Below are 25,378 nucleotides of genomic sequence, written 5' to 3'. Positions count from 1 at the left end.
CCGGCCCGCCGGGGTCAGCCGGCCCGGTGGAAGGCGTTCAGCCGGGCGGTGAGACGGGCGGCCGCGCCCTCCATCAGGGCGTCGGCGATCGCCTCCACCGTGCGGGCGGACCACGGCTGGAGAGCGGTGCCCTCGACCACCTGGTTGAAGGCGCCCATCGCCGGTCCGCAGTGCACCAGGTAGTCGACCCGGTGCCGGTCGTCGCCGGTCACCGCGAGCCGGAAGCCGCGGGTGAAGTAGGCCCGGAAGAACTCCGCCAGTTCCTGCTTCGGGTCCGCTCCGGGCGCCGCGGGCGCCGGGTGGGCGCCGCCCAGGTAGCGGTCGAGGATCTGGGCCGTCGTCTCGTCGTCCAGCTCGGCCGTGGAGGCGTGCCGGCGCCACAGCTCGTGCAGCCGGGACGCCCGCGCCGGGAAGAACAGGCCCCGCTTGAGGTAGCGGGCCCGGGTGCCGAACTCGAACAGCTCGCCCCACGGCGCCGTGTCCACGTCGTACTCGCGCGCCGCCTGCAGGACCTCCTTCACCTCGGCGCTGGTGGCGGCCTCGGCGGAGCACTGGTTGACGGAGCCGGTCAGCACGAACTCCGCGCCGAGCAGGAACGCCGCCGACACCGCCTCCGGGGTGCCGAGGCCGCCCGCGCAGCCCACGTGGACCCGGTGCCCGGACGCGGTGGTGGCCGCGTCACGCAGCCGCAGCACGGCGGGGAGCAGGGTCAGCAGGTCGGCGCTGCTGGTCAGCCAGCCGCCGTCGGCCTCCACGCACAGGTCGTCCGCCATCGGCCGGCCGCCCGCCGCCCGCGCCTCCTCGGCGGTGACCTCGCCGGTCTCCACCAGCCGGGCGACCAGCCGCTCGGGCGGCGGGGCCAGGAACTCCGCCGCCACGTCGGTGCGGCTGACCTTGGCGATGATCCGACCGCCCTTGAGCCGGAACCGCACCAGGGCCGGGGTGATCAGCGGGAAGCCGGAGGCCTCCACCAGGTCGATGCCGTGCCGCAGCAGCAGGTCGACCAGCGCCGACTCCTCCTGCGGGGCGCCGTGCCGGTAGAGCAGGTTGACGCCGAAGGCGCCGCCGAGGCCGAGGTCGCCGGCCAGTTCCCGGAGCCGGCCGTCGACCTCCTCCAGGGTCAGGCCGCCGGTGCCGAGGAAGCCGAGCAGGCCCGCCTTCGCGGCGGCGCCGAGCATCTGGCGGCCCGAGATCCCGCCGTACAGCGAGCCCAGCAGGTAGGCGCGGCGCAGGCCGTAGCGCTCCCGGAAGGTGGCGGCGCCCAGGGTGTCGGCGCTCACCGCGGCGGCGGCCGGCGCGGTGACCGGTGCCTCGGCGGCGGCCGGCGCGGTGACCGCTGTCTCGGCGGCGGCCGACCGGGACACGGACGGGGTGTGCGGGCCGGGCGCGGGCGTCACGGGGACGGGGCGCGGGGTGGGGACGGGCAGCGGCTCGGCGGTCTTCCTGATCTTCGCGACCAGGTTGGTCAGCACCCGGCCGGGTCCGATCTCCACGAAGTCGAAGTCGCCGTGGCCCATGAGCCGGCGCACCGTGTCGGTCCAGCGGACCGGCGAGACGATCTGCGCGGTCAGCGTCTCCTTGATCGCGTCGGGGCCGTACGGCTGCCCGTCCACGTTGGCCAGCACCGGAACGTCGGGCGCCCGCAGCGTGAACCCGTCGAGGAAGCGGGCGAACTCCTCGGCCGTACCGCGCATGTAGCGGGAGTGGAAGGGGGCGCTGACGTTGAGCCGCACCGCGCGGGCACCCGCGGCCTCCACGGCGGCGCAGGCCGTCTCGAGGGACTCGCGCGGGCCGGAGAGCACGATCTGGTCGGGGGCGTTGTGGTTGGCGATGTCGACGTCCTCGATGCCCGCCTCGGCCAGGACCCGCGGCAGACCCGCCTCGTCCAGACCGACCACGGCCGCCATGCCGCCGCCGCCGGCCTCGGCCATCAGCGCGCCGCGCCGCTGCACCAGGCGCAGCCCGGTCTCGAAGTCGAAGACGCCGGCGGCGAACAGGGCCACGTACTCGCCGAGGCTGTGGCCGATCAGGTAGTCGGCCGGCGCGGGGTCCTCGGCCTGCCGCTCCAGGTGGCCGAGGGCGCTCACGGCGTAGAGCGCGGGCTGGGTGAACTGCGTCTGCCCCAGGCGCCGTTCGGGGTCGTCGACGCACAGCTCGGCGAGCGAGTAGCCGAGCACCCGGTCGGCGGTCGCGGTGTGCTCGGGGTACTTCTCGAAAAGCTGCCGGCCCATGCCCCGCGTCTGGGACCCCTGGCCGGGGAAACCGTAGACCTTCATGCGATGTGCCTTCCTTGGTGTCTTCGGTCGGTTCCGTGTCGCCGGGGCGGCCAGTTCGCGGGCCCTGTCCAGCAGGCCCGGGTCGTGGCCGAACGGGCTGAGGAGGGCGAGCGACCTCGATCGCGTGCCCGCCGGGAGATTGCCTCGTACGAAGTTGTGCAGGGTGCCCGAGGGGCCGAGGTCCAGGTAGAGGAAGTCGCCGCGGGCGCGCATCCGGTCCATGGTCAGCTGGAACTCGATGGGCCGCCGGGCCACCTGCCAGAAGTGCTCGGCGCTCGGCCGCTCGACCGGCTCCCCGTCCACGCAGGACACCCAGGGCAGGGACGGCGGGGCGAACCCGACCTCGTCCAGTGAGGGCCGGCACGCGTCGAGCACCTCGTCCATCAGACGGGAGTGGTAGGCGTACTCGACGGGGACGCGCTGGTGCAGCACGTCGGCGCGGCGCAGCGCGGCCTCGGCCCGGTCGAGGTCGTCGTCCGTGCCGGCGACCACGAAGTGACCCGGATAGTTGCGGGCGGCGATCTCGCAGGCCCGCAGCTCGGGCACCCGGTCCAGGACGCCGGGCCGGGCGAGCACGGCGAGCATGCCGCCGCGCGGTCCGGCCCCGAGCCCCTCGGCCTGGCGGACCAGCAGTCGCAGGCAGGTGTCGGGCGCGATGCTGCCGGACACGGCGGCCGCGGCGTACTCGCCCAGGCTGGAGCCCAGCAGGTGGTCGGGCTCCACCCCGGCCGAGCGCAGGGTCTCGGCGAGGGCGAGCTCGGTCATGACGATCGCCGGGTGCGTGAGCCGGGTGTCGGTGAAGGGGTCGTTGCGGCGCCGGTCCGGGTCGAACAGCCGGGCGAGCACGGACTCGCCCAGCTCCTCGGCCACGACGTCGTCGTAGCGGCGCAGCGCCGCCCGGAACACCTCGTTCTCGGCGAAGAGCTCCCGGCCCATGCCGTAGTACTGCGAGCCCTGCCCGGAGAACATGAAGACCACGGGCAGCGCTTCCGGCGCGGTGCCGCTCATCGGTACGTGTCCCAGAACAGGCCCGCCGTCGCGGGCTCGGCCGCCGCCGGTGCCGCGGGCACGGCGGGCACGGCGGGTGCCGCGGGCACGGCGGGTGCCGCGGGCACGGCGGGGTCCTCGGGACGGCCGCCGGCGCCCCGTACGACGACCCTGCGGTCGAGCGGCGGCTCGGGCAGCGGGGCGCGGGTGGCGCGGTGGTCCGCCGGGGCCGGCGCGAGCAGCAGGTGCGCGTTGGTGCCGCCGTCCGCGAAGCAGTTGAGCGCGGCGGCTTCGGCGGTGGCCGGCCAGGGGGCCGCCGCGCGCGGGAAGTACAGCGCGGAGGCGTCCAGGTCGAAGTGCGGCAGCGGCTCCTGCCCGGAGCGGAACGGCACCTGGGTGCGGTGCTGGAGCATCAGCACCACCTTGATGAAGGCGGCGATGCCCTCGGCGGCCAGCGGGTGCCCGATGTTCGGCTTGACGGAGCCGAGGGCGACCGGGGCCGAGCGGGCCGTGGCGGTGCCGTAGACGCCGTCGATCGCCTTCAGTTCGAGCAGGTCGGTGACGGCGGCCCCGGTGGCGTTGGTCTCCACCCAGCCGATGTCCGCCGGGGCGTGGCCGCTGCGGGCGAGCGCCTCGGTCATCACGGCCTTCTGCGCCTGGAGGTTGGGGGTGGCCGGTCCCGCGGTACGGCCGTCGTTGTTGACGGCGATGCCGCGCAGCACCGCGAGCACCCGGTCGCCGGCGGCACGGGCGGCCGCCAGCGGCTTGAGCACCACGACACCGACACCCTCGCCGAGGACGAGTCCGGCGGCCCTGCGGTCGAAGACGTGGAACTCCGGTCCCGGGTTGAGCAGTCCGCGCCGGCCGAAGACCTGGTGCGCCCGGTCGTCGGCGAGCAGGCTCACCCCGGCGACGACCGCCGCCTCCAGCGAACCGGACCGCAGCGCCTGCACGGCGGTGTCCATCGCGACCAGCGCGGAGGAACAGGCGGTGTCCACGACCAGGCTCGGGCCCTGGAAGTCGAAGAACTGCGAGACGTTCGCCGCCAGGTAGTTCTGCCCGGTCACCACGACGGGGTTCCTGGACCGCTCCAGCGCACCCGGGTCCGGGGTGTGGGTGGCGCGGCCGCCGACGTACACGCCGATCCGGCGGCCCTTGAGGTCGGCGGGCCGGTAACCGGCGTGGTGCACGGCGCTGTTGACCTCTTCCAGCAGCAGCAGCGCCTGCGGGTCCATGGCGGCCACGTCCGCCTCGGACAGCAGGAACGCCTCCGGGTCGAACCGCAGGACGCCCGGCAGCAGGCCGGCGTGGTGCCCGAGCGGGCGGCCGAAGCGCTCCTCGGGGACCGGCCGCAGCGCCGAACGGCCCTCGCGCAGCAGCTCCCAGTAGGCGTCGGCGGAGCCGGCGTCGGGGAAGCGGCAGGAGAGGCCCACGACCGCGATGTCCGAAGCGTCCTGCGCGGCGGACGCGGTGGACGCCGGGACGGGCGCCGGGACGGTGTCCCGTCCGCCCGGGGAGCCGTTCACGGGGAGGCCGGCCGCAGGTCCGGCCGGGACGGAGCCGGGTGCGGGGACGGACGCGGGCGTGGGTGCGGGCACGGATCCGGGCGCGGTGTCCGGCATCGGAGCGCCGAAGACGGCGAGGAGTTCCGGGCGGTGCGCCTCGGCGAGGTACCCGGCGAAGGCGTCGACGGTCGGGTGTTCGAGCAGCGCCGACGGGTCGACGGAGACGTCCAGGCGCTTGGCGACGGACTGGACGAGCTGGGAGACCATGATCGAGTCCATGCCGTAGTCCTGGACCGGTACATCACCCGAGAGCCGGGCACGGTCGAAGCGCAGCTCCTCGGCGAGCCGGTCGAGCAGCCAGGACGCGGCCGCCTCGACCGCCGCGCGCACCCCGGCGTCCCCGTCCGTCCCCTGGGCGGGAGCGGTGGAGCCGGTGGGCGCGGGCGCGGCCGGCGCCGGGTCCAGGCGGCGGGCGGTCAGACGTCCGGGGTCGAAGCCGGCGTCCGGGCGCGGCACGACCGGCATGACCACCCGGGCGCCGCTGCCCAGCGCCCGCTCCAGCAGGGCGAGTCCCTGGTCGTCCGCGAGCGCCGCCAGCCCGGAGGCCTGGTAGGCGGCGCTGCGGGCCTCGCCCATGCCGGTGTCCTTCCAGCTCGGCCACTGCACGCTGACCAGCGGGAGCCCGTACGGGCGGTGCAGGGCGACCGCGTCCAGGTAGGCGTTGGCCATGGCGTAGTCGCTCTGGCCGACCGCGAGGGCGGGTACGGCGGCGGCGATGGAGGAGTACACGACGAACAGGCTCAGCGGCTCGTCGCGGAACACCTCGACGAGGGCGTCGAGGCCGAACACCTTCGGGCCGAGGACACGGGCGACGCCGGAGTGGGGCTTGCGCACGAACGCCGGGTTCTCGAAGTCGGTGACGCCCGCGCTGTGCACCACGCCGCCGACCGGGCCGAGCCGCCCGCTGACGTCGGCGAGGGCCTTGGCGAGCGCCTCCCGCTCCTCCAGCGGTACCGCGAGGACCTCAAGTTCCACGCCCTGGTCCGCCAGTTCGGCCAGCGGGCGGAGCTTGCGGCCCAGGGGGCCGTCCTGGGCGATGTGCGTGGCCCACTCGGCGCGCGGCGGCAGTTCCTCGCGTCCGGTGAGGACCAGCTTGCGCACGCCGTGCTCGGCGACGAAGTGACGTGCGGTCAGCAGTCCGATGCCGCGTGTGCCGCCGGTGACCCAGAGCACGTGGCCGGCCGGGAAGCGGGGCGCGGTGGCCGTCCCGCCGGGTTCCTCGGTGAGCCGGGCCAGGTGCCGGACGCCGTCGCGGTAGGCGACCTCGGCGGGCTCGTCGTCGTGGCACAGCTCGTCGGCCACCCAGCGGCAGAGCCGCTCGTCGCCGGCCGCGCCGTCGATCTCCACGTGACGGGACCGTACGTGGCGGTACTCGCTCTGCAGCATCCGGTACAGGCCGATGCGGGCCGCGCCGCCGAGGCCGGGTGCGCCCTCGGGGGTGACGCGGGTGACCAGCAGCGCGCGCAGGTCGCGGCGGCCGCGGTCGACGAGATGCTGGAGCCAGCGCAGCCAGGTGGGCAGTGCGGTGTGGTCGGGGGCCGGACCGGTGCCGGCGCAGCCCGCCAGGTCGACGACGGCGTCGAAGCGGTCCCAGCGGGTGCCGTCCGCGCCGAGTTCGGCGTCCAGCCGGTCGGTGGTGAGCACCTCGGCGGCGGGCAGCAGGGCGGCGAGCCGGGCGGCCAGTGCCTCGGTGCCGGGTGCGGCCAGGACGGCGGTCAGGCCCGGCAGTGCCGTGCGGGCGACGGGCGGGGCGGGCGTCCACCGCCGGGTGAGGAGCATGCCCCCGTCCGCCGGCGCGCCGGTGAGGGCGGCCAGTTCGGCGTCGGCGGCGGCCAGCCAGACCCGGTCCCCGGCGAAGGGATAGCCGGGCAGGGCCACCCGGCCCGGATTGCCGCCGCGGTGCAGGACCGTCCAGTCGACGGTCTGCCCCCGGGTCCAGGCCTCGGCCAGGGCCTCGGGGCCGGCGGACGGCGGTGTGCCGGGGGCGGGGCGGCGCGGGTCGACCACGCCGGTCCAGCCGCCGGCGGGACCGGCACCGGCCGCGAACTCCTCCAGCCGTGCCGCGAGTCCGGGCAGATCCTCGAAGAGGACGGCGAGCCGGTGGGCCATGGCCTCGCGCCCGGTCTGCAGGGTCCAGGCGACCTGCTGGGCCGTCATCCCGCCGGTCTCCGCGCGCAGGTGGGCGGCCAGCCGCCGGGCCTGCGCGAGCAGCCGGTCGGCGTCCCGGGCGGAGAGGACCGCCAGGTGCGGCCCGGCCGCCGCGGCCGGGGCGGGCGCGTCCGGGCCGAGGTGCTCCTGAAGGATGATGTGGGCGTTGGTGCCGCCGGCGCCGAAGGAGCTGACGCCCGCGGTCCGCGGCCGCACGGCGCCGTCCGCCGTCACCCGGCGCGGCCAGGGCGCCCGCTCGCGCTGGACCTCGAACGGGGTCGACGTGAAGTCGATGTTCGGGTTGAGGCGGTCGGCGTGCAGGGACGGGGCCAGCTCGCCGTGCCGCATCTGCAGCAGCACCTTGGTGATCGCGGCGATGCCGGCGGCCGACTCGGCGTGCCCGATGTTGGACTTGACCGAGCCGATGGGCAGCCGCTCGGGCAGGTCGCCCTCGAAGGCCCGCAGCATGCCGTTGACCTCGACCGGGTCGCCGAGCGCGGTCCCGGTGCCGTGCGCCTCGAGGTAGTCGAGGTCGGCGGGGCGCAGTCCGGCGCGGTCCAGCGCGGCCCGCACCAGGTCGCCCTGGGCCCGGGGGTTGGGGACGCTGTAACCGGCGCCCGCTCCGCCGTGGTTGACGGCCGAGGCCTTGACCACGGCGAGTACGCGGTCGCCGTCGGCGACGGCCGCGTCCAGGCGCTTGAGCAGCACGGCGCCGGAGCCCTCGGCCGGGACGTAGCCGGTGCCGCCCTCCCCGAAGCTGCGGCAGCGGCCGTCCTCCGCGAGGAAGCCGCGCTGGGCGAGCTGGAGGAACTTCACCGGGTGGCTGGAGATGTTGACCCCGCCCGCCACCGCGACGTCGCAGTCGCCGTTGCGGATGGCCAGGCAGGCCTGGTGGATGGTGACCAGCGACGAGGAGCACATGGTGTCCAGGGCGACGCTGGGACCGGTGAAGTCGAAGAAGTACGACACCCGGTTCGCGACGGAGGCGTACGACGAGGAGGTCGCGAAGCCCTCGCCGTGCAGCGCGTCCCGCACGCCGTAGAGCTGGTAGTGGCCGTACATCATGCCGACGAACACGCCGGTGCGTCCCCCGCGCAGTCGCTCGCGGGTGTAGCCGGCGTCCTCCAGCAGGTGCCAGACGGTCTCCAGGAAGACCCTCTCCTGCGGGTCGGTGTGCTCGGCCTCGATCTGCGACATCCGGAAGAACAGCGGGTCGAAGCGGTCGGCGCCGGGCACGAACCCGCCCCACTTGCCGTAGGTCTTGCCGGTGGCCGACTTGTCCGGGTCGAAGAAGACTCCGTGGTCCCAGCGGTCGCCCGGGATCTCCTCGACGCTGTCGCGGCCGTCGCGCAGGTTGCGCCAGAACTCGGTGACGTCGCCGGCCTGGGGGTAGCGCCCGGCGACACCGATGACGGCGATGTCGTCGTCGGCGCCGCCGGTGGGCACGGCGGGGACCGTCACCGCCGCCGGGGCGGGCCGCGGGGTACCGGCGGCCTGCCCGGTCGCGGGGGCGATCGGTGCGTTCCCGGCGGCGGCCTGCCCGGTCGCGGGGGCGGCCGGTGCGTTCCCGGCGGTCGCCGGTTCCGGCCGGCGCGGCGCCGGTGCGGCGGCGAAGGCGCCGGGGTGGGCGGCGGCGAGGTGGGCGGCCAGGTCGCGGACGGTCACGTGCTCGAAGAGCAGGGTCTTCGACAGCGGTCCGACGTGCTGCTCCAGGCCGCGGATGAGGCTCATGGTGATCAGGGAGTCCACTCCGTACCGGTCGAAGGGCTCGGTGACGGTGATGTCCGCCTCCGGCGTCTTCAGCTCCTGTGCCAGCAGCCGCAGGACCAGCCGCTCGGCCTCCTCGCGCGATCCGGAACCCTCCGCGGGGGACGGGGCGGCGTCGGCACCGGGCCGGGGTGCGGCGGGCGGCGCGGCCGGGGCGCCGGACAGGGCGGTGAGGATGCGGGCCGGGTCGCCGGGGGCGAGCAGCAGGGCCGGGGCGGTGCCGGCGAGGGCCCGCTCCAGCGCGTCCAGGGCGGGACGGGTGGCCAGCGGGCGCATGCCGAGCACGCGGTCCATGTACTCCTCGGCCTTGGCGTCGATGCGCATCCCGCCCTCGGACCACACCGGCCAGGCTGCGGACAGGGTGCGGCCCCGGCGGGCGCCCGCCCGCCGCCGCTCCTCGCGGTGTTCGGCGAAGCGGTCGAGGAACCCGCCCGCGAAGGCGTAGTCGGTCTGGCCGGCGTTGCCGAACGCGGCCGCGGCGGAGGAGTAGACGACGAAGTAGTCCAGCGGTTCCGCGGCGGTGGCCTCGTCCAGCAGGGTGGTGCCGCGCACCTTGGCCGCCAGCACGGCGTCCGCGTCGGCGCGTTCCTTGCCGCGCAGCAGCCCGTCGCGCAGCACACCGGCCGCGTGCAGGACACCGCTGACGTGGCCGTGGGCGCCGCGCGCCTCGTCGATCAGCGCGCGCACGTCCTCCGGGTCGGCGACGTCGGCGAGCACGAGGCGGGCGCCGAGGGCGTCGACGCGGGCCCGCGTGGCGGCGTCGGGCGCGGTGCGGGCGGCGAGGACGATGCCGCCGCCGGTCACCCCGGCCGCGCGGCGGGCGGCGGCGATGTGCTCGGCGGCGAGCAGGCCGAGCGCCCCGGTGCCGCCGGTGACGATGTGCGCGCCGGCACCGGTGAAGGCCGGGCCGGAGCGGGCCGGCAGCGTGGTCCGGTGCCAGGAACGGCGCTCGGTGCCGTCCGGCGTGATCCGGGCCTCGGTCTCCGGGCCGCCCTCGGCGAGGAGTTCGCCGACGACGTCCCGGGCCGGGGTGCCGGCCGCGACCGCGAGCACGCCGAAGGCGATGGCCGGGTGCTCCAGGCGGACCGAGCGCGCGAAGGCGGCCAGGGCCGGGTCGGCGGGCGAGGCGGCCGGCTCGGGGTGGACGTGGAGATAGGTCAGCGCGTCGTGCCGTTCGAGCTGCCAGGCCCTCAGGAAGGCCAGCGCGGTGTGGAATCCGGACTCCACGGCCGCGTCGCAGTCCGCTTCGCCCGCGGACAGGTGCAGGACGCGGACCGGGCCGGCCCCCGCGGCGCGGACGGCCGCGGCGGCGTCGAAGCCCGGGCCCAGCGGGACGCGGCGCACCTCGGCGCCGGCCGCGCGCAGCGCGGCGCCGAGGTGCGCCTCCTCGGTCGCGGCCGGGGTGCCGTCGGCGGGGGTCAGCAGCAGGACCGTGCCGGCCGGGCCCGGCCGGCGCCGGGGCGCGGGCTGCCACCCGGGTTCGAATGCGGCGACGGTGCCGGCCGTGGGCAGGGCCCGCAGGGTGAAGGACTCCAGGGTGACGAGGGCGGCGCCGTGCTCGTCGAGCAGGGCGACGTCGAAGGAGAGCGATCCCTCGGGAGCCGGGCGCGCGGCCGGCCTGGCGTGGGCGAAGACCCGCCGGGGCAGCGGGGCGTGCAGCCGGGCCGCGCCGAGCGAGAACGGCAGGTACGGTGCCGGGCCCGCCGGGTCGCCGGCGCCCGGCACCAGCCGGCCGGCCGTCTGCAGGGCGGCGTCGAGCAGCGCCGGGTGGAAGGCGTACGCCCCGGCGTCGGCGTGCAGTGCCTGGGGCAGCGCCAGGGTGGCCAGCACCTCGTCCGGGCCCTCGGCGATCTCCTCGATCACCTGGAAGGCGGGGCCGTAGGCGAACCCGAGCCGGGTGAAGCCCGCGTAGCAGTCCGCGCCGGTGACGACGCGGGGGGTGCGGGCGCGGACGCCGGCCAGGTCGACCCGGGCGGGCCGGGAGTCCGGTGCGTCCGGGCGGAGGGTGCCGGCGGCGTGCACCGGCGCGCCCGCGCCGTCGCCGCACACCTCGAAGGAGCGGTGCGCGCCGTCACCGCCGACCCGGACGGTCAGCCGGTGCTCGGACCGGCCCGCCGGGAGCCGTACCGGCGCGGCCCACACCAGGTCGTCCACCCCGCGTACGGGGGTCCCGGCGGCGGCGAGTTCACCGGCCAGGCGGCCCATCTCCACGTAGGCCACGCCGGGCAGGACGCGCTCGCCGCCGACGACGTGGTCGCGCAGGAAGAACTCGTCCCCGGTGAGCGTCTTGGCGTACACGTGCTCACCGGGAGCGGAGACGTCGGTGTCCAGGAGGGTGGGGTGCAGCCGGGCGGGGGTGCCCGGACCGGCGGCTTCCCCGGCGGCGGAGACCGCCGGGTCGGCGGGGCCGGACGTCGCCCAGTGACGGGGCCCGGCGAAGGGGTAGGCCGGCAGGTGGACCCGGCGGCGGGGGGCGCCCCGGTGGAGGGCGGACCAGTCGACGTCGGCGCCGCGCAGCCAGTCGGCGGCGTGGCCCCGCAGGTCGCCGGAGCCGGCGGCCGGGGTGCCGGGCCGGTCGTCGGCCGCCCGGCCGGTGCGCACCGCCGAGGGCCGCCCGGCCAGGTGCGCCAGCAGTTCGGCGCGCAGTCCGGCGGCGCTGTCCGCGACGACGGCGAGCCGGTGCGCCATGGGCTCGCGGCCCGTCTGCAGGGTGTGGGCGAGGTCGGCGGCCGGGACGTCGTGCCGCCCGAGGTGGTCGGCGAGCCGCTGGGCGGAGCGGCGCAGCGCCTCGCCGTCACGGGCGGAGAGCACGAAGAGCTGCTCGGCCGCGCTGTCGTCGCGGTCATCCGGCATGGGTGGTTCCTCCAGAACGATGTGCGCGTTAGCCCCGCCGAAGCCGAAGGAGCTGACGCCGCCGCGGCGCGGCCGCTCCGCTCCGGCGGCGTCCAGCGGACGCGGCCAGGGCCGGGCGGTGGCGGCCACCTCGAACGGGCCGCCGTCGAGATCCAGGTAGGGATTCCGCTCGCGGAAGTGCAGGCTGGCCGGGATGGTGCCGTGCCGCAGGGCGAGGACCACCTTGAACAGGCCGGCGATGCCGGCGGCGGCCTCCAGGTGGCCGATGTTGGTCTTCACCGAGCCGATGGCGCAGGGCCGCGCGGGTTCCGCGAGCCCCTGCTCCGCCCGGATCCGCCGGAACGCGGTGCTCAGACCGGTGGTCTCGATCGGGTCGCCCAGCGCGGTGCCGGTGCCGTGCGCCTCGATGTAGCCGACGGTGTCCAGCGGCACGCCGGCGCCCCGGTAGGCGTCGACGAGCAGGTCGGCCTGGGCGTCGGGGTTGGGTGCGGTGAGCGAGGTGGTCCGGCCGCCGTGGTTGACGGCGGCGGCCTTGATCACGGCGTGCACGGCGTCGCCGTCGCGGCGGGCCCGTTCGTGCGGCTTGAGCAGGACCACGCCCGCGCCCTCGCCGCGTACGTAGCCGTCGGCGCGGCTGTCGAACGCCTTGCAGCGGCCGTCGGGGCTGAGCATCTCTCCCTGGCTCAGCGCCTCGTACACGCCGGGGGCCAGGATGAGGCTGACGCCGCCCGCGATGGCCAGGTCGCAGGTGCCGTCGCGTAGGGCGGCACAGGCCTGGTGGACGGCGGTCAGCGAACCGGAGCAGGCGGTGTCGACGGCGATGCTCGGGCCGCGCAGGTCCAGCAGGTACGACACCCGGTTGGGGATGACGGACAGGGCGGCACCGGTGAGGGTGTGGCCCTCGGTGCCGCGTCCCGCCGCCCGCTGCACCTCCAGGTAGTCGGAGTTGGTGACGGCGACGAACACGCCGACGCGCTTTCCGGCCAGCTCGGACGGCCGGTACCCGGCGTCCTCGACGGCCGACCAGACCGTCTCCAGCATCAGCCGCTGCTGCGGGTCCATGAGTTCGGCCTCGCGGGGCGAGATACCGAAGAACGCGGCGTCGAACCGGTCGACGCCGGGTGCGAAGCCGCCCCAGCGGGAACGGGAGCGCGGGTGGTCGCGCCAGTCCCAGCGGTCGGCGGGGATCTCGCCGACCAGGTCGTCCCCGGCGGCCAGATGCGTCCAGAACTCCTCCAGGTCGGCGGAGCCGGGCAGCCGGCCGGCCATGCCGATGACGGCGACGTCGGCGGGAGTGTGCCGCCCGTCGCCGGAGGTGCCCGGCGCCCGCGTGGCGGACGCGTTCGCGTCCCGCGTCACGGTGACCGCGCGCGCCCCGGTGGAGCCGCCCGGTTCCGGCGTCCCGCCGTCGGTGCCCGCGGTGGCGAAGCGGGCCGGCAGCTCGTGGGCGTGCTCCCGCCACAGGTGCTCGGCGAGGGCGTGCAGGGTGCCCCGGCGGTAGAAGAGGGTCGGGTAGACGGTGATGCCGTACGCCTTGCGCAGCTCGGCGCTGAGCGCCGTGAAGCTCACCGAGTTCATGCCCGTCTCGCCGAGCGGGGTGTGGGTGCCGATGTCCTCGGGGCGCAGGCCGGTCAGGCCGGCGACCATGCGGGCCAGGTCGGTCTCGAGCGCCGTACGGCCGCCCGCGGCGGCGGGCCGCGCGGCGGACGCCGGTTCCCGGCTCGCGGGTCCGGCGCCGAAGCGGGCGCGCAGTTCGGGCAGCGGCAGGGCGGCGAGGGTGCCCCGGTCCACCTTCTCGTTCAGGGTGCGCGGGAACCCGGTGACGCGGAGCAGGGTCTCCGGGACCATGTGCTCGGGCAGCCAGGCGCCGAGCCGGTCGCGGGTGGGCTCGGCCGCGCCGTCGTCGAGGACGTAGCAGGCGAGCAGGGTGTGCGAGCCCGCGGCGGCGCCCCGGGCCACGACAACGGCCTCACGGACGCCGTCGAGGCGGCGCAGGGTGGCCTCGATCTCCTCCAGCTCCACCCGGAAGCCGCGCACCTTGACCTGGGAGTCGATCCGGCCGAGGTACTCGATCCGGCCGTCCGCCAGGCGGCGCACCAGGTCGCCCGTGCGGTACACGCGGGCGTCGGGGCCGGCGCCGGACGGGTCGGGCAGGAAGCGCTCGGCGGTCAGTTCGGGCCGGCCGAGGTAGCCGTCCGCGACGCCGTGGCCGCCGATGTACAGCTCGCCGGGCACTCCGGTGGGGACGGGCCTGCGGGCGCCGTCCAGGACGTGCAGGACGGTGTTGGCGATGGGCGTGCCGATGGTGACGCGCTCACCGGGCGCGAGGCGGCGGGCCGCGGACCAGATGGTGGTCTCGGTGGGCCCGTAGAGGTTCCACACCTCCTGGTTCCCGGCGAGCAGGGCCTCGGCGGTGTCCGCGGGCAGCGCCTCGCCGCCGCACAGCACCTTCAGCCGGGTGTCGCCCCGCCAGCCGGCCGCGAGCAGCATGCTCCAGGTGGCCGGGGTGGCCTGGACGACGGTGGCCGCGCTCGCCTCCAGCGCCTCGCGCAGCCGCAGGCCGTCCCGGGCGTCCTCGGCCGGGAGGATCTCGACCGTCGCTCCGGTGATCAGCGGCAGGTACAGCTCGAGACCGGAGATGTCGAAGCAGACGGTGGTCAGGGCCAGCAGGGTGTCACCCGGGCCGCAGCCGGGCTCGCGGGCCATCGACCACAGGAAATTGGTCAGCGCGCGGTGCGGGACGCACACGCCCTTGGGGCGGCCGGTGGACCCGGAGGTGTAGATGACGTACGCGGTGTCGGAGGGGCCGGCCGGGCCCGGCGCGGGCAGGGCGGGCGGCTGTTCGCCGGTGTCCACGACGAGCCGGGGCACACCGCCGGGGTCGCCGGTCACCGACGAGTGGGTGAGCATCAGGTGGAGCTTCGCGTCCTCGGCCATGTAGGCGAGGCGGTCGCGCGGGTAGGCGGGATCGAGCGGCACGTAGGTGCCGCCGGCCGCCTGGACGGCGAGCAGCGCGACGGGGAGACCGGCGTCGCGCGGCAGCAGGACGCCCACGGTGCGGCCCCGGCCGACGCCGGCCGCGGTCAGCCGGGCGGCGAGGGCGTCGACGCGTTCGGTGAGTTCGCGGTACGTCAGCTCGGTGCCGCGGTGGCGGACCGCGGTCGCGTCGGGCCGTGCCTCGGCCTGGCGCCGTACGAGCTGCCAGACGAGGGTGTCCTCGGGGTAGTCGGCGGGCTCCGGCGCGGCGAGCAGGGCCCGTTCGGGGGCGGTGAGCAGGTCCAGCTCGCCGACGGCGGTGGCGGGCCGGTCCACGGCCGCGGCCAGCAGGGTGGCGAAGTGCTCGCCGAGACGGGCCACGGTGGCCTCGTCGAACAGGTCGGGGTCGTACTTCAGGGTGTAGCGGCAGCCCTCGGCCTGCTCCACCACCTCCAGGGTGAGGTCGAACTCGCCCTCCTGGTGGACGCCTTCGACCGGGCCGAGCACGACGGCGTCCGCGGGTCCGCCGGTACGGGCGGCGCGCGTCCAGTTCTGGAAGTAGAAGGCGACGTTGAACGGGGCGCCGGTCTCGGGGTCGGCCCGGCGCAGGTCCTCGGCGAGGGTGATCAGCGGGTAGGCGCTGTGTTCCAGGGCGTCCAGCACGGTCCGGTGGACGCGGCCGAGCAGACGGCGGAACTCCTCGCCGCCGTCGACGCGTTCGGCCAGCACGACCATGTTCATGAAGTAGCCGAGCACGTCGTCGTAGCCGCTCGGCGGCCGGCCGGCGGTGGGCGTGCCCACGGCGATGTCGTCCTGGTCGGCGTAGCGGTGCAGCAGCGCGAACCAGGCCGTGAGGACCACGCCGAACAGGGAGGTCTGCTCCGCGGACGCCAGCGCGCGGACCCGGCTCGTGACGTCCTGCGGGATGTGCCCGTCCAGGCTCGCCCCGCGGTGGCCGGGGACGGCCGGGCGGGGCCGGTCCAGCGGCAGCGGGACGGTGGTGCGGCGGCCGTCCAGCCGTTCGGTCCAGTAGGCGCGCAGCCGTGCGCCCTCGTCGCCGGCGAGCAGGTCGCGCTGCCAGGCGGCGAAGTCGGCGTAGCCGCGGGCGGGGCGCTCCGGGTCCGGTGCCAGGCCGGAGCGGACCGCCCGGTAGCCGCGCTCCAGTTCGCGCAGCAGCAGGGCGATGGAGACGCCGTCGAACACCGCGTGGTGGAAGGTGAGCAGCAGCGCGTTGCGGCCGTCGCCGAGGGTGTAGAGCGTGGCCCGCACCAGCGGCCCGGTGGGCAGCTCGAACGGGCGGCGCAGGTCGGCGCGCATCCGCTCGCGCAGGTCGTCGTCGGTGACGGAGGTCAGGAAGACCTGCTGGAAGGGCAGTTCGGGTTCGGCGGCGACCCGGACGTACGGGGTGCCGTCGTCGCCGGTGCGGAGGGTCGCGCGCAGCGCCTCGTGCCGGTCCACGACGTCCTGCAGGACGGTGCGCAGCGCGAGGACGTCGAGGTCCCGGTCGAGCCAGAGGGCGAGGGGCAGGTTGTACGCGTAGGTGCCGGGGGCGATCTGCTCGATCACCCACAGCGCGCGCTGGCCCTCGCTCAGCGGGTGGACGTGGCTCTCCGCGTCGGTCCGGGGGCGCAGGACGAGTTCGGCGGCCGCGCCGGATCCCGGACCGGGGTCCTCGCTCCGCCGCCCGGCCGGGGCCGGCGCGGCGTCGGCCGGTGCGGCTTGCGGGGCGGCCGCGTCGGCCAGCCAGCCGGCGGTGAGGTGGGCGGTCAGCTCGCGCAGGGTGGGGCGTTCGAAGAAGTCGCCGAGCGGCACGGCGACGCCGAACGTCTCGTCCACGGCGGCGACGATCTTCATGCCGCTGAGCGAGTCGAATCCGTAGTCGGCGAGCGGCCGGTCGGCGTCGATCCGCTCGTCGAGCTTCAGGACGCGCTCGACGAGTTCCCGCAGCCGCTCCCCCACGCCGTCGGCGCCGCCGGCGGCAGGGCCGGCCGGCTCGGCGGCCGGAGCCTGGGCGGCCTGCGGCCCGGCGGGGCGGGACGGGGCCGGGGCGGTGGGGCGGGGGGCCGGGTCCGAGGTGAGCACGACGCCGTCGCTCTCGGCGACCAGCACGGTCTGGCCCAGCGCCGGGTCGTCGGCGCCGAGGGCGGTGACGGGGGCGTAGCCCTCCTCGTGCAGCAGCCGCGTCCAGCCCCCGGGGGAGGCCAGCGGCGAGTCCGGGAGCCGCAGTTCGCCGTCCCCGAACGCCCACCAGCCCTCCAGGACACCGCCGCCGATGGTGAGCAGGGGCCGTACGGAGGTCAGCTCGTTGAGCACCAGCCAGCCGCCGGGGCGCAGCAGGGCCTTGGCCTTGCGCAGGGTGGCCCGCAGGTCGCTGGTGGCGTGCACGACGTTGGTGGCGAGCACCAGGTCGGCGGTGGCCGGGGTGAAGCCCTGTTCGGCCAGCCCGCGTTCGAGGTTGAGCACCTGGAAGCGGGCGAAGGGGTACTGGGCGGCGAAACGTTCGCGGCCGTGTTCCAGGAAGCGGGGCGAGATGTCGGTGAAGGTGTAGCCGACCCGGTCGGCGTGGCGTGCCAGGGCGGGCAGGACGCGTTCGCTGGTGGCGCCGGTGCCCGCGCCGAGTTCGACCACCTCGATGCCGCGGTCGGCGGGGAGCTGCGGCAGCCGGGCTTCGAGGAAGTGCCGGACGGTGTCGCGGACGAGGACGTTGAAGGAGTCGGTGAGCGGGTTGCCCTTGTAGAAGTTCTGCACCAGCTTCATCGAGGAGCCGGGGAACATGATCTCGGTGGCGCCCACCTCGCCGCGCAGGATGCGCGGGTAGGCGTCGAGGAAGAGCCGGTTGAGGGTGACGGTGGGTTCGATGTCGGGGTGGGCTTCGGCGATCCGGTCGAACTCCGCCTCCCAGCGGCCGGCCGCCTCGGCCTGGTCCACGGTGTCGACGGCCGCGGTGGTGGTGATCCGGTCGCCGTCGCGGGTCAGGTAGCCGGCCTCCGTGAGGATGTTGAGCAGTGCCTCGTGCAGGCGGGTGAACCGGTCCAGGATGCCGAGGCGGGTGCGCAGCTCCGCGGCGCCGTGCCGCTCGCCGGAGCGCCGCAGGACGCCCATGCGCTGGTAGACGCCGAGCAGCATGGGCGCGGAGACGGCCTCCAGTTCCTCGTAGCCGGTGAGGACGCGGCGGGCGGCGGGGTCCGGGCCCGGTCCGGCCGCCAGCTCCGCGGCGGATCCGGCGAGGGTGGCCGGGTGGCCGCCGGCCGCCAGTTCGCCGTCCAGGGCCGGGTCGTGGCCCATGGCCTCCAGGGCGCGCCGTCCGGCGCGGATCGGCATCGCCTGCGGCAGTCCGCTGCCGAGGACGCGGCGCACGGCGGCGATGCCCTCGGCGGGGCCGAAGTCGCGGATGCCGAGTCCGGCGAAGATCTCCGCGAGGCCCGGCCGCGCGCCGGAGCCGACCTGGCCCCAGTACCCCTGGTTGACGACGGTGACGGGGTGGGGCAGCCGGTCGCGCAGGAACAGGGCGTAGGCGTCCTCGGTGGCGGAGGCGCAGATGTAGGCGCCGTTGCCGGCGAAGCTGCCGAAGGAGCCGGCGGAGGAGAAGTAGGCCAGGAAGTCCAGCGGCCGGCCGGCCACGGCGGCGGCGAGCGCGGCGGCACCCACGGTCTTGACCTCGACGGCGGCGGTGAAGGCGGCCTCGTCCAGTTCGGCCAGCGGGTGGTTGTCGAAGGACATGGCGGCGTGCACGACGCCGTGCAGGGCGCCGTAGCGGCGGTGTGCCTCGTCGACGGCGGCGGTCAGGTCGGCGGCCGAGCAGGCGTCGCCGGGGACGTGGGTGACGTCGCCGCCGAGGGCGCGGATCTCGTCGGCGACCGCGCGCTGCGCGGGGCCGGGCTCGTTGCGGCTGAACCAGACCAGGCGGGCCCGGTGGTGCCGGGCGAGATGGCGGCTGAGTTCCTGGGCGATGCCGCCGGTGCCGCCGACGAGCAGGTAGACGCCGCGGTCGCGGAAGACGGGGCCGGGTTCGGGCAGGGTGACCCGGCCCAGGCGGCGCACGTAGCGGACCCCGCCGCGCAGGGCGACGGTGCGTCCCGCGGGGTCGGCGGGGGCGGCCAGGACGGCGTCCACGAGGGCCTCGGTGGCGCGGTCGCCGTCGAGGTCGGCGACCGCGTAGTCGAGGCCGCTGACGCTCAGGTCGGGCCGTTCCTTGGCGACGACCTGGAGCAGTCCGTGCAGTCCGGCGGCGAACGGGTTGGCGGCGGTGCCGCCGGCGACCGCGTGCACGTCGCTGGTGACCACGACGAGGCGGGCGGGGGCGAGGGTGCGCGCCAGGTGGAACAGGGACAGCGGGCCGTGCCGCAGGTGTGCGCGCGCCTCGCCGAGGCCGACGGCGTCGGTGACGGCGGCGCCCGCGCCGCCGAGGTGGATCACCAGGTCGGCGCCCTCGGTGGCCTTCAGCCAGGTCTCCAGGGGCTGTTCGTCGAGCGCGACGAGGTCGACCCGGGCGAGCGGGTCGCGGGCCGCGATCGCCTCGCCGAGCCGCCGTGAGGCGGCGGTGACCAGTACGACGGTCCGTCCGGCGCGCGGGGCGGCGGGAGCGGCGGGAGCGGCCTCGCGCACCCACACCGGGCGGTAGAAGTCGGGCAGTTCCACGGCGGGTTCGGGGACCGGCGCGGCGGGGGCGGCGGGCGGCTGGGGTATCCAGTACCGCTTGCGGGCGAAGGGGTAGGAGGGCAGCTCGGTCCGCCTGGCCGTCGCGGGGGTGACGCGGGACCAGTCGACGTCGGCGCCCGCGACCCAGCGCTCGGCGACCGCCGTCAGGTCCCGCCGGTCCAGGGCCGCTTCCAGGGCCTCGGCCTCGGTTCCGGTGAGGACGACGCGGGCGCGGGTGGCGCGGCCGGTGGTGATCCGTGCGTCGGTCCCCCCGACGGCGTACGCCTCCAGCGCCGCGGCCGCGTCGGAGAACCGGCGGGCGGGCAGGGCGAGGCGGAACTCGTGGGCCGTGCGGCCCGCCTGAAGGGTGTGGGCGACGTCGGCGAGCGACGGCGCACCGGCCGCGGGCGCGGTGGCGGGCGCCGAGCGCCGGGCGGCCGCCACCGCGGCCGCGACGGCGCCGATGGTGGCCGCCGCGCCGAGCGCGGCGGGCGGTTCGCCGTCCAGTTCGGCGGCGAGCAGTTCCTGGTAGCGGGCGCGTTCGGTGACGGAGAACCCGCATTCGGCCAGGTCGGTGCCCAGGTCGAGGTGTTCGGCGGGCACGCCGACGGTGCGCGCGGCGAGGTCCAGGCACAGGCGCTGCGCCTCGGCGAGCGCCCTGTCGGGGTCCGCGTCCGGGGCCGGTTCGGCGGCGCGGCGCAGATGGGCGGCCAGGTCCGCGGCGGCGGCGCGCAGCCGGTCCTCGCTCTTGGCGGAGAGCACCAGCAGCTGCTCGCCGTCCGGTTCGGCGGCCGGCCGGCCGTCGGTCTCCGGCCGGTACTCCTCCACCAGGACGCAGGCGTTGGCGCCGCCTCCGCCGAAAGAGCTGACGAGCGCGCGCAGCGGCGCGCCGGGCTCGGCCGGGGTCCAGGGGGCGAGGGCCTGCTGGATCTCGAAGGGCGTGCCGGAGAACTCGATGTCGGGGTTGCGGCGGGCGGAGTTCAGCGACGGGGCCAGCGCGCGGTGCCGCAGCTGGAGCAGCACCTTGGTCAGTCCGGCGATGCCGGCCGCGGACTCCAGGTGGCCGATGTTGGACTTGACCGAGCCGACGGCGACGGCCGGCCGCTCGGCGCCGGACCGCCCGCCGAACGCCTCGGTGAGACCGGCGATCTCGATGGGGTCGCCGAGCGGGGTGCCGGTGCCGTGGGCCTCCACGTAGCCGATTCCGGCCGGCTCCACCCGGGCGCGCCGCAGCGCGGCCCGGATCACCTCGGCCTGCGCGGCGGCGCTGGGCACGGTGTAACCGCCGGTCTTGCCGCCGGCGTTGATGGCGGAGCCGCGGATGACGCCGAGCACGCGGTCACCGTCCGCGACGGCGTCGGCGAGCGGGCGCAGCAGCACGGCGCCCACGCCCTCGCCGTCCACGAAGCCGTCGGCGCCGGCGCCGAAGCTCTTCAGCCGGTCGTCGTGGGAGATCATCCCGCGGTCCGCCAGCATGCGCAGGTGCATGGGGTGCAGGATCAGGTTGACCCCGCCGGCCACGGCGGCCCGGCACTCCCCCGCCCGGATGCTCTCGCAGGCCAGGTGGATCGCGGTGAGCGAGGCGGAGCAGGCGGTGTCGACGGCGAGGCTGGGGCCGGTGAAGTCGAAGGTGTAGGACACCCGGTTGGCGATCGACCAGTGGTTGGAGTGGGCGTCGGTGCGCACGCCGCGCGCGTTCGCCTCGCCGCCCATCCACTCGTAGTTGTTGTTCATGACGCCGACGAAGACGCCGACCGGTCCCTGTGCGGCGAGCCGGGCGGCCGGGTGGCCGGCGTCGTCCAGGACGGCGGCGGCGGTCTGCAGGAAGAGGCGTTCCTGCGGGTCCATGGCCTCGGCGTCGGCGGGCGAGATCTGGAAGAAGAGCGGGTCGAACTTGTCGACGTCGTCGATGAACCCCGCCCACTTGCTGTAGCTGCCGTGGGTCCCCGCGGGGTCGTAGTGCGTGTCGGCGTCCCAGCGGTCGGCGGGCACCTCGCGGATGCAGTGCCGGCCCGCCCGCAGGTTCTCCCACAGCTCGCCGACGGTGCCGGCCAGCGGGTAGCGGCCGGAGACGCCGACGATCGCCACGCCGTCGCCTGCCGCCGGGGTCTGGCCCGGGTCGCGGGCGGCCAGCAGGCTCAGCAGCAGCTTGCGCTTGTCGTCCACAGTTGCTCTCTCTCAGGTCTTCGATCGGCCGCCGCGGGCCGGGAGTTCGCCGCCGGTGGGCGGTCCGGCCGGGGCCGTGGCCGGCCCCGGTCGGGTGAGGTGGCGGCCGGTGCGGTACGTCCGGGGCCGCCGGGGGTCAGGCCGGGTCCGTGGCGCGCGCCGCGGCCCGCTGGGCGCGCCGGGACACGCGGGCCGGTTCGGCCGGCGCGGCCGCTCCGGTGCCGGGCGCCGGTGCCAGGCCCATCAGCTCGGCGAGGTTGCCGACGAAGGACCGGATGGTGGGGAACTCGACGAAGGCCGTGGCCGGGACCTCGAAGTCGAGTTGCTCGCCGAGCTTGGCGACGACCTCGATCAGGACCAGCGAGTCGAGGCCGAGGTCGAAGAGGTTGGTGTCGGGCACGGCGCGGTCGCGGCCGCCGAGCACCTTGCCGATCTCGCCGGTGAGGTAGTCGGTGACGAGCCGCACGTTGTGCTCGGGGTCGTCCGGGTCGAACCGGTGCAGCAGCCGGTCGTCGTCCTGGCCGGTCCCGGTGGCGGGGCCGTGGCTGCCGGGCTCCACCCAGTGGCGGCGCCGTTCGAAGGGCTGGGTGGGCAGCGGGACGCGGTGGACGTCCCGGTCGCCGTGGACGGCCGCGAAGTCGAGGGCGGCGCCGAGTGTCCACGCCTGCGCGGCGACGGTGAGCAGGTGGGCGTGGCCGGCCGGGGCGCCGTCCGGCGGGGTGAGCGGGAGGGCGAAGCCGCCGGTGCCGGCGAGCAGCGCGTCCAGCGCGTCGAGGGAGGCCGGGCCGGTCCAGGCCGCGGGGTCGCGGGCCTCGTCCTCGGTCATCCAGCGGCCGGTGCGCGGACTGAGGACGGGCAGCCGGGGCGCCTGCGCGCGCTCCGGCCGGGTGCCGGTGGCGAGGGCGAGGGCGGCGGCGAGCGGGAGCGCCCCGGACAGGGCCGCGGCGACGGCCGTTCCGGTGCCGGCCGCGGCGAGGCCGGCCGGGGTGAGGCCCCATGCGGTGAGGGCGGTCGCGAGGGCGTACTCGTGGGCGAAGTCCGCGTGCGGGTCGTCCCCGGCGAGCAGGTCCGCGGTGCGGCCGGCCCGGCCGAGGGCGGCGGCGCAGGCGTCGGCGGCGTCCCGGTAGGCGGGCACCGCGCCGTACAGCTCGGCGGTGTCCGCCGCGTCGGCGCCGGTGCCGGTGAGGACCAGCACGGCGCCGGTCCCGTCGGCTCCGGCGACGCCCCGCCGGGTGCGTGCCTCGTCGCCGAGGGCGAGGGCCATGGCGGCCTCGCGGGTGCCGCGGGCGACCACGGCGAGCCGGTGCGGGTGGGCGCGGCGGCCGAGCCCGAGAGTCTGCGCGACGGCGGTGAGGTCGAGGCCGGGGCGAGCCCTGAGGTGGCGGGCGAGCGCGCCGGCGGACTGCTTCAGGGAGTTCTCGGAGCGCGCGGAGAGCACCAGCAGCTCCGGGGCGCGGCCCGGGTCCGTCTCGGTGCGGGCCGGCGGCTCCTCCAGGACGACGTGGGCGTTGGTGCCGCCGATGCCGAAGGAACTGACGCCGGCCCGCAGCGGGTGGTCGCCCTCGGCCTTCCAGTCGGTGGTGCCGGTGTTGACGTAGAACGGGCTGGCGGCGAAGTCGATCTCGGGGTTGGGCCGGGTGTAGTGCAGGCTCGGCACCAGCGTGCGGTGCTCCAGCATCAGGGCGGCCTTGATCAGGCCGGCCATCCCGGCCGCGGTGTCGAGGTGGCCGATGTTGGTCTTCACCGAGCCGAGCGCGCAAGTCCCGGTGCCCTCGGCGCCGCCCCGCCGGAACGCCTCGGTGAGCGCGGCGACCTCGATCGGGTCGCCGAGCGGGGTGCCGGTGCCGTGCGCCTCGACGTAGCCGACGCTCGCGGGGTCGACGTCGGCCACGTCCTGGGCGTCGGCGATGACCTCGGCCTGCCCGGCGATGCTGGGCGCGGTGTAACCGGTCTTGGCGGAGCCGTCGTTGTTGACGGCGGAGCCCTTCACGACGGCGTGGATCCAGTCGCCGTCGGCGAGCGCCTCGGAGAGCCGCTTGAGGACGACGACGCCCGCGCCGCTGCCGATGACGGTGCCCCGGGCCTCGGCGTCGAAGGCCCGGCAGTGGCCGTCGGGAGAGAAGATCATGCCGTCCTGGTACTGGTAGCCCTGACGCGGCGGCGCGAGGTGGACGGCGCCGACGAGGGCCATGTCGCACTCGCCGCCGAGCAGGGCGAGGCAGGCGGTGTGCACGGCGACCAGGGAGGTGGAGCAGGCGGTGTTGACGCTCATGCTGGGGCCGCGCAGGTCGAGCTTGTAGGACACCCGGGTGGCCAGGAAGTCCTTGTCGTTGGCGAGCATCAGCCGGTAGTGGTCGACGGTGGACGCGGCCCGGTAGCGCTCGCCGAGGTTGTGCAGCAGGTAGGTGTTGAGGCCGGCGCCCGCGTAGACGCCGATGTGCCCGTCGGTGCGCCCGGGGTCGTATCCGGCCCGCTGCAGGGCCTCCAGGGCGCACTCCAGGAAGACGCGGTGCTGCGGGTCGAGGATCTCGGCCTCGTCGTGGGTGAACTGGAACAGCTCGGAGTCGAACAGGTCGGTGCCGTCGATGGTCTGGGCGGCCCGGACGTAGCGGGGGTCGGCCAGCCGTTCGGCGGGTACGCCGGCGGCGAGCAGTTCCTCGTCGGTGTAGCGGGTCAGGGTCTCGCGGCCCTCGCTGAGCACGTCCCAGAACCGCTCGACGGAGTCCGCGCCCGGGAACCGGCAGGCCATGCCGACGATGGCGATGTCGGAGTCGGAAGGGGTCATGGTGGTTGTCTCCTGTTGCTGCTGGTGTCTCAGCCGAGCTGTATGCCGAGGTCCGCGGCGACGGACCGCATGTCGAGGAAGCTCCGGGCGACGAAACGGGCGGCGTCCTCGCCGGCGTCCATGCGCTGGAACAGGTCGATCAGGGCGCGTTCGTGCTCGTCGCGGTCGCCCTCGCCGGCGGCGATCTCCCGGACCACCGTGCCGAGCCGCTCCTCGACGTCCGCGAGGTCGAGCGAGCGGGGGAACTTGATGCTGAAGGTGTTCCGGTCGTACGAGGCGTTGCGCTTGACGGACCGGACGTGGCTGGCCGCGTTGAGCTTGTAGAACATGCAGTCGAAGTTCTTGAACGAGTAGTAGTTCAGGAGCGGGAAGAGCGTGCAGTGGGTCTCCATCGGCGAGGACTCGTACAGGCCCTTGGCGCGCAGTTCCTCGACGATCCGGTCGGGGTCGTAGTCGTGGCGCATCGCGATGAACGGGAAGACGATCTTCGGCAGGTTCTCGTCGTCGTCGAAGAGCAGTTCCTCGAGCTGTCCGCCGAAGAGGGTGTCGGTGAGCCGCTCGCCGAACGTCTTGTAGAAACCGCGCACGATCTCGCGGACGTTGGACTCCATGGTGAGGATCTGCTGCGGGTCGGCGCACAGCGCGATGTACGGGATCTTCTGCCGGTAGGCCATGAGGATGGCGCGGAGCACGAAGAAGGTGCGGCAGGAGACGCAGGGCAGCTTCTCGTCGAGGTAGTTGCCCGGCTTCTTGGGCGCGGGGCGGTTGAACACCTCGCGCATCATCAGCTTGATGTTGTCGTCGTCGGCGTCGAGGACGAACGTCGCCGGGATCTTCTCCCGGGCGAGCGCGATGTTCTGCGCGGCGTGCACGCTCTCGAAGGGCACGTCGAAGGTGAAGGCGAGCACCCGCTTGCCGTACTCGTTGGCGAACTTGTCCAGCATGTACGTGCTGTCCTTGCCGCCGCTGTACATGAACAGGCAGTCGTACTCACCCGGTCCGGCCTTCGCCTGCTGGAACTCGGTGAACACCTCACTGGTGTAGCGGTAGTTGACGAGGAGGTCGGAGGCGAAGTCCAGGTTGCACAGGTTGCACACCCCCTGGTCGTCCAGCACCACCCCCGGGTGATCGGCCTTGAGCGAGCAGACGGTGCAACTGGACACGGAACCCCCTGTGGAACCCGTCGGATACGGCTGTGCGGTGTGTGTGGTCGGTGC

At 75.7% G+C, this 25,378-nt stretch carries 4 protein-coding genes; all 4 read right to left on the bottom strand.

Going from position 1 to position 25,378, the window contains the following annotated elements:
- Nucleotides 1-14: 14 nt before the first annotated feature.
- The gene (fabD, locus tag ACWCPN_RS16575) at nucleotides 15-3,284 is read right to left on the bottom strand and encodes an ACP S-malonyltransferase (protein WP_451206389.1); all 3,270 of its coding nucleotides are present in this window, start codon (nucleotides 3,282-3,284) and stop codon (nucleotides 15-17) included.
- A complete protein-coding gene (locus ACWCPN_RS16570; RefSeq protein WP_451206387.1) occupies nucleotides 3,281-21,376 on the bottom strand; it encodes an amino acid adenylation domain-containing protein in 18,096 nt (6,031 codons plus the stop codon). The genes fabD and ACWCPN_RS16570 overlap by 4 nt, the downstream gene beginning before the upstream one ends.
- 136 nt (nucleotides 21,377-21,512) lie before the next feature.
- On the bottom strand, nucleotides 21,513-24,161 hold the full coding sequence (locus tag ACWCPN_RS16565) for a type I polyketide synthase (protein ID WP_451206384.1): 2,649 nt from the start codon (nucleotides 24,159-24,161) through the stop codon (nucleotides 21,513-21,515).
- Between the two features lie 29 nt (nucleotides 24,162-24,190).
- A complete protein-coding gene (locus ACWCPN_RS16560) occupies nucleotides 24,191-25,324 on the bottom strand; it encodes an adenine nucleotide alpha hydrolase family protein (RefSeq protein ID WP_199212360.1) in 1,134 nt (377 codons plus the stop codon).
- Nucleotides 25,325-25,378: the final 54 nt, after the last annotated feature.

The organism is Streptomyces sp. NPDC002386 (assembly GCF_053593175.1).
This window is presented reverse-complemented; position numbering and strand designations above follow the sequence as displayed.

What these genes read in the sequence shown, in the direction of transcription:
- ACWCPN_RS16565 (WP_451206384.1), bottom strand. Translation starts at nt 24,161, where the DNA reads ATGACCCCTTCCGACTCCGACATCGCCATCGTCGGCATGGCCTGCCGG.
- fabD (WP_451206389.1), bottom strand. Translation starts at nt 3,284, where the DNA reads ATGAGCGGCACCGCGCCGGAAGCGCTGCCCGTGGTCTTCATGTTCTCC.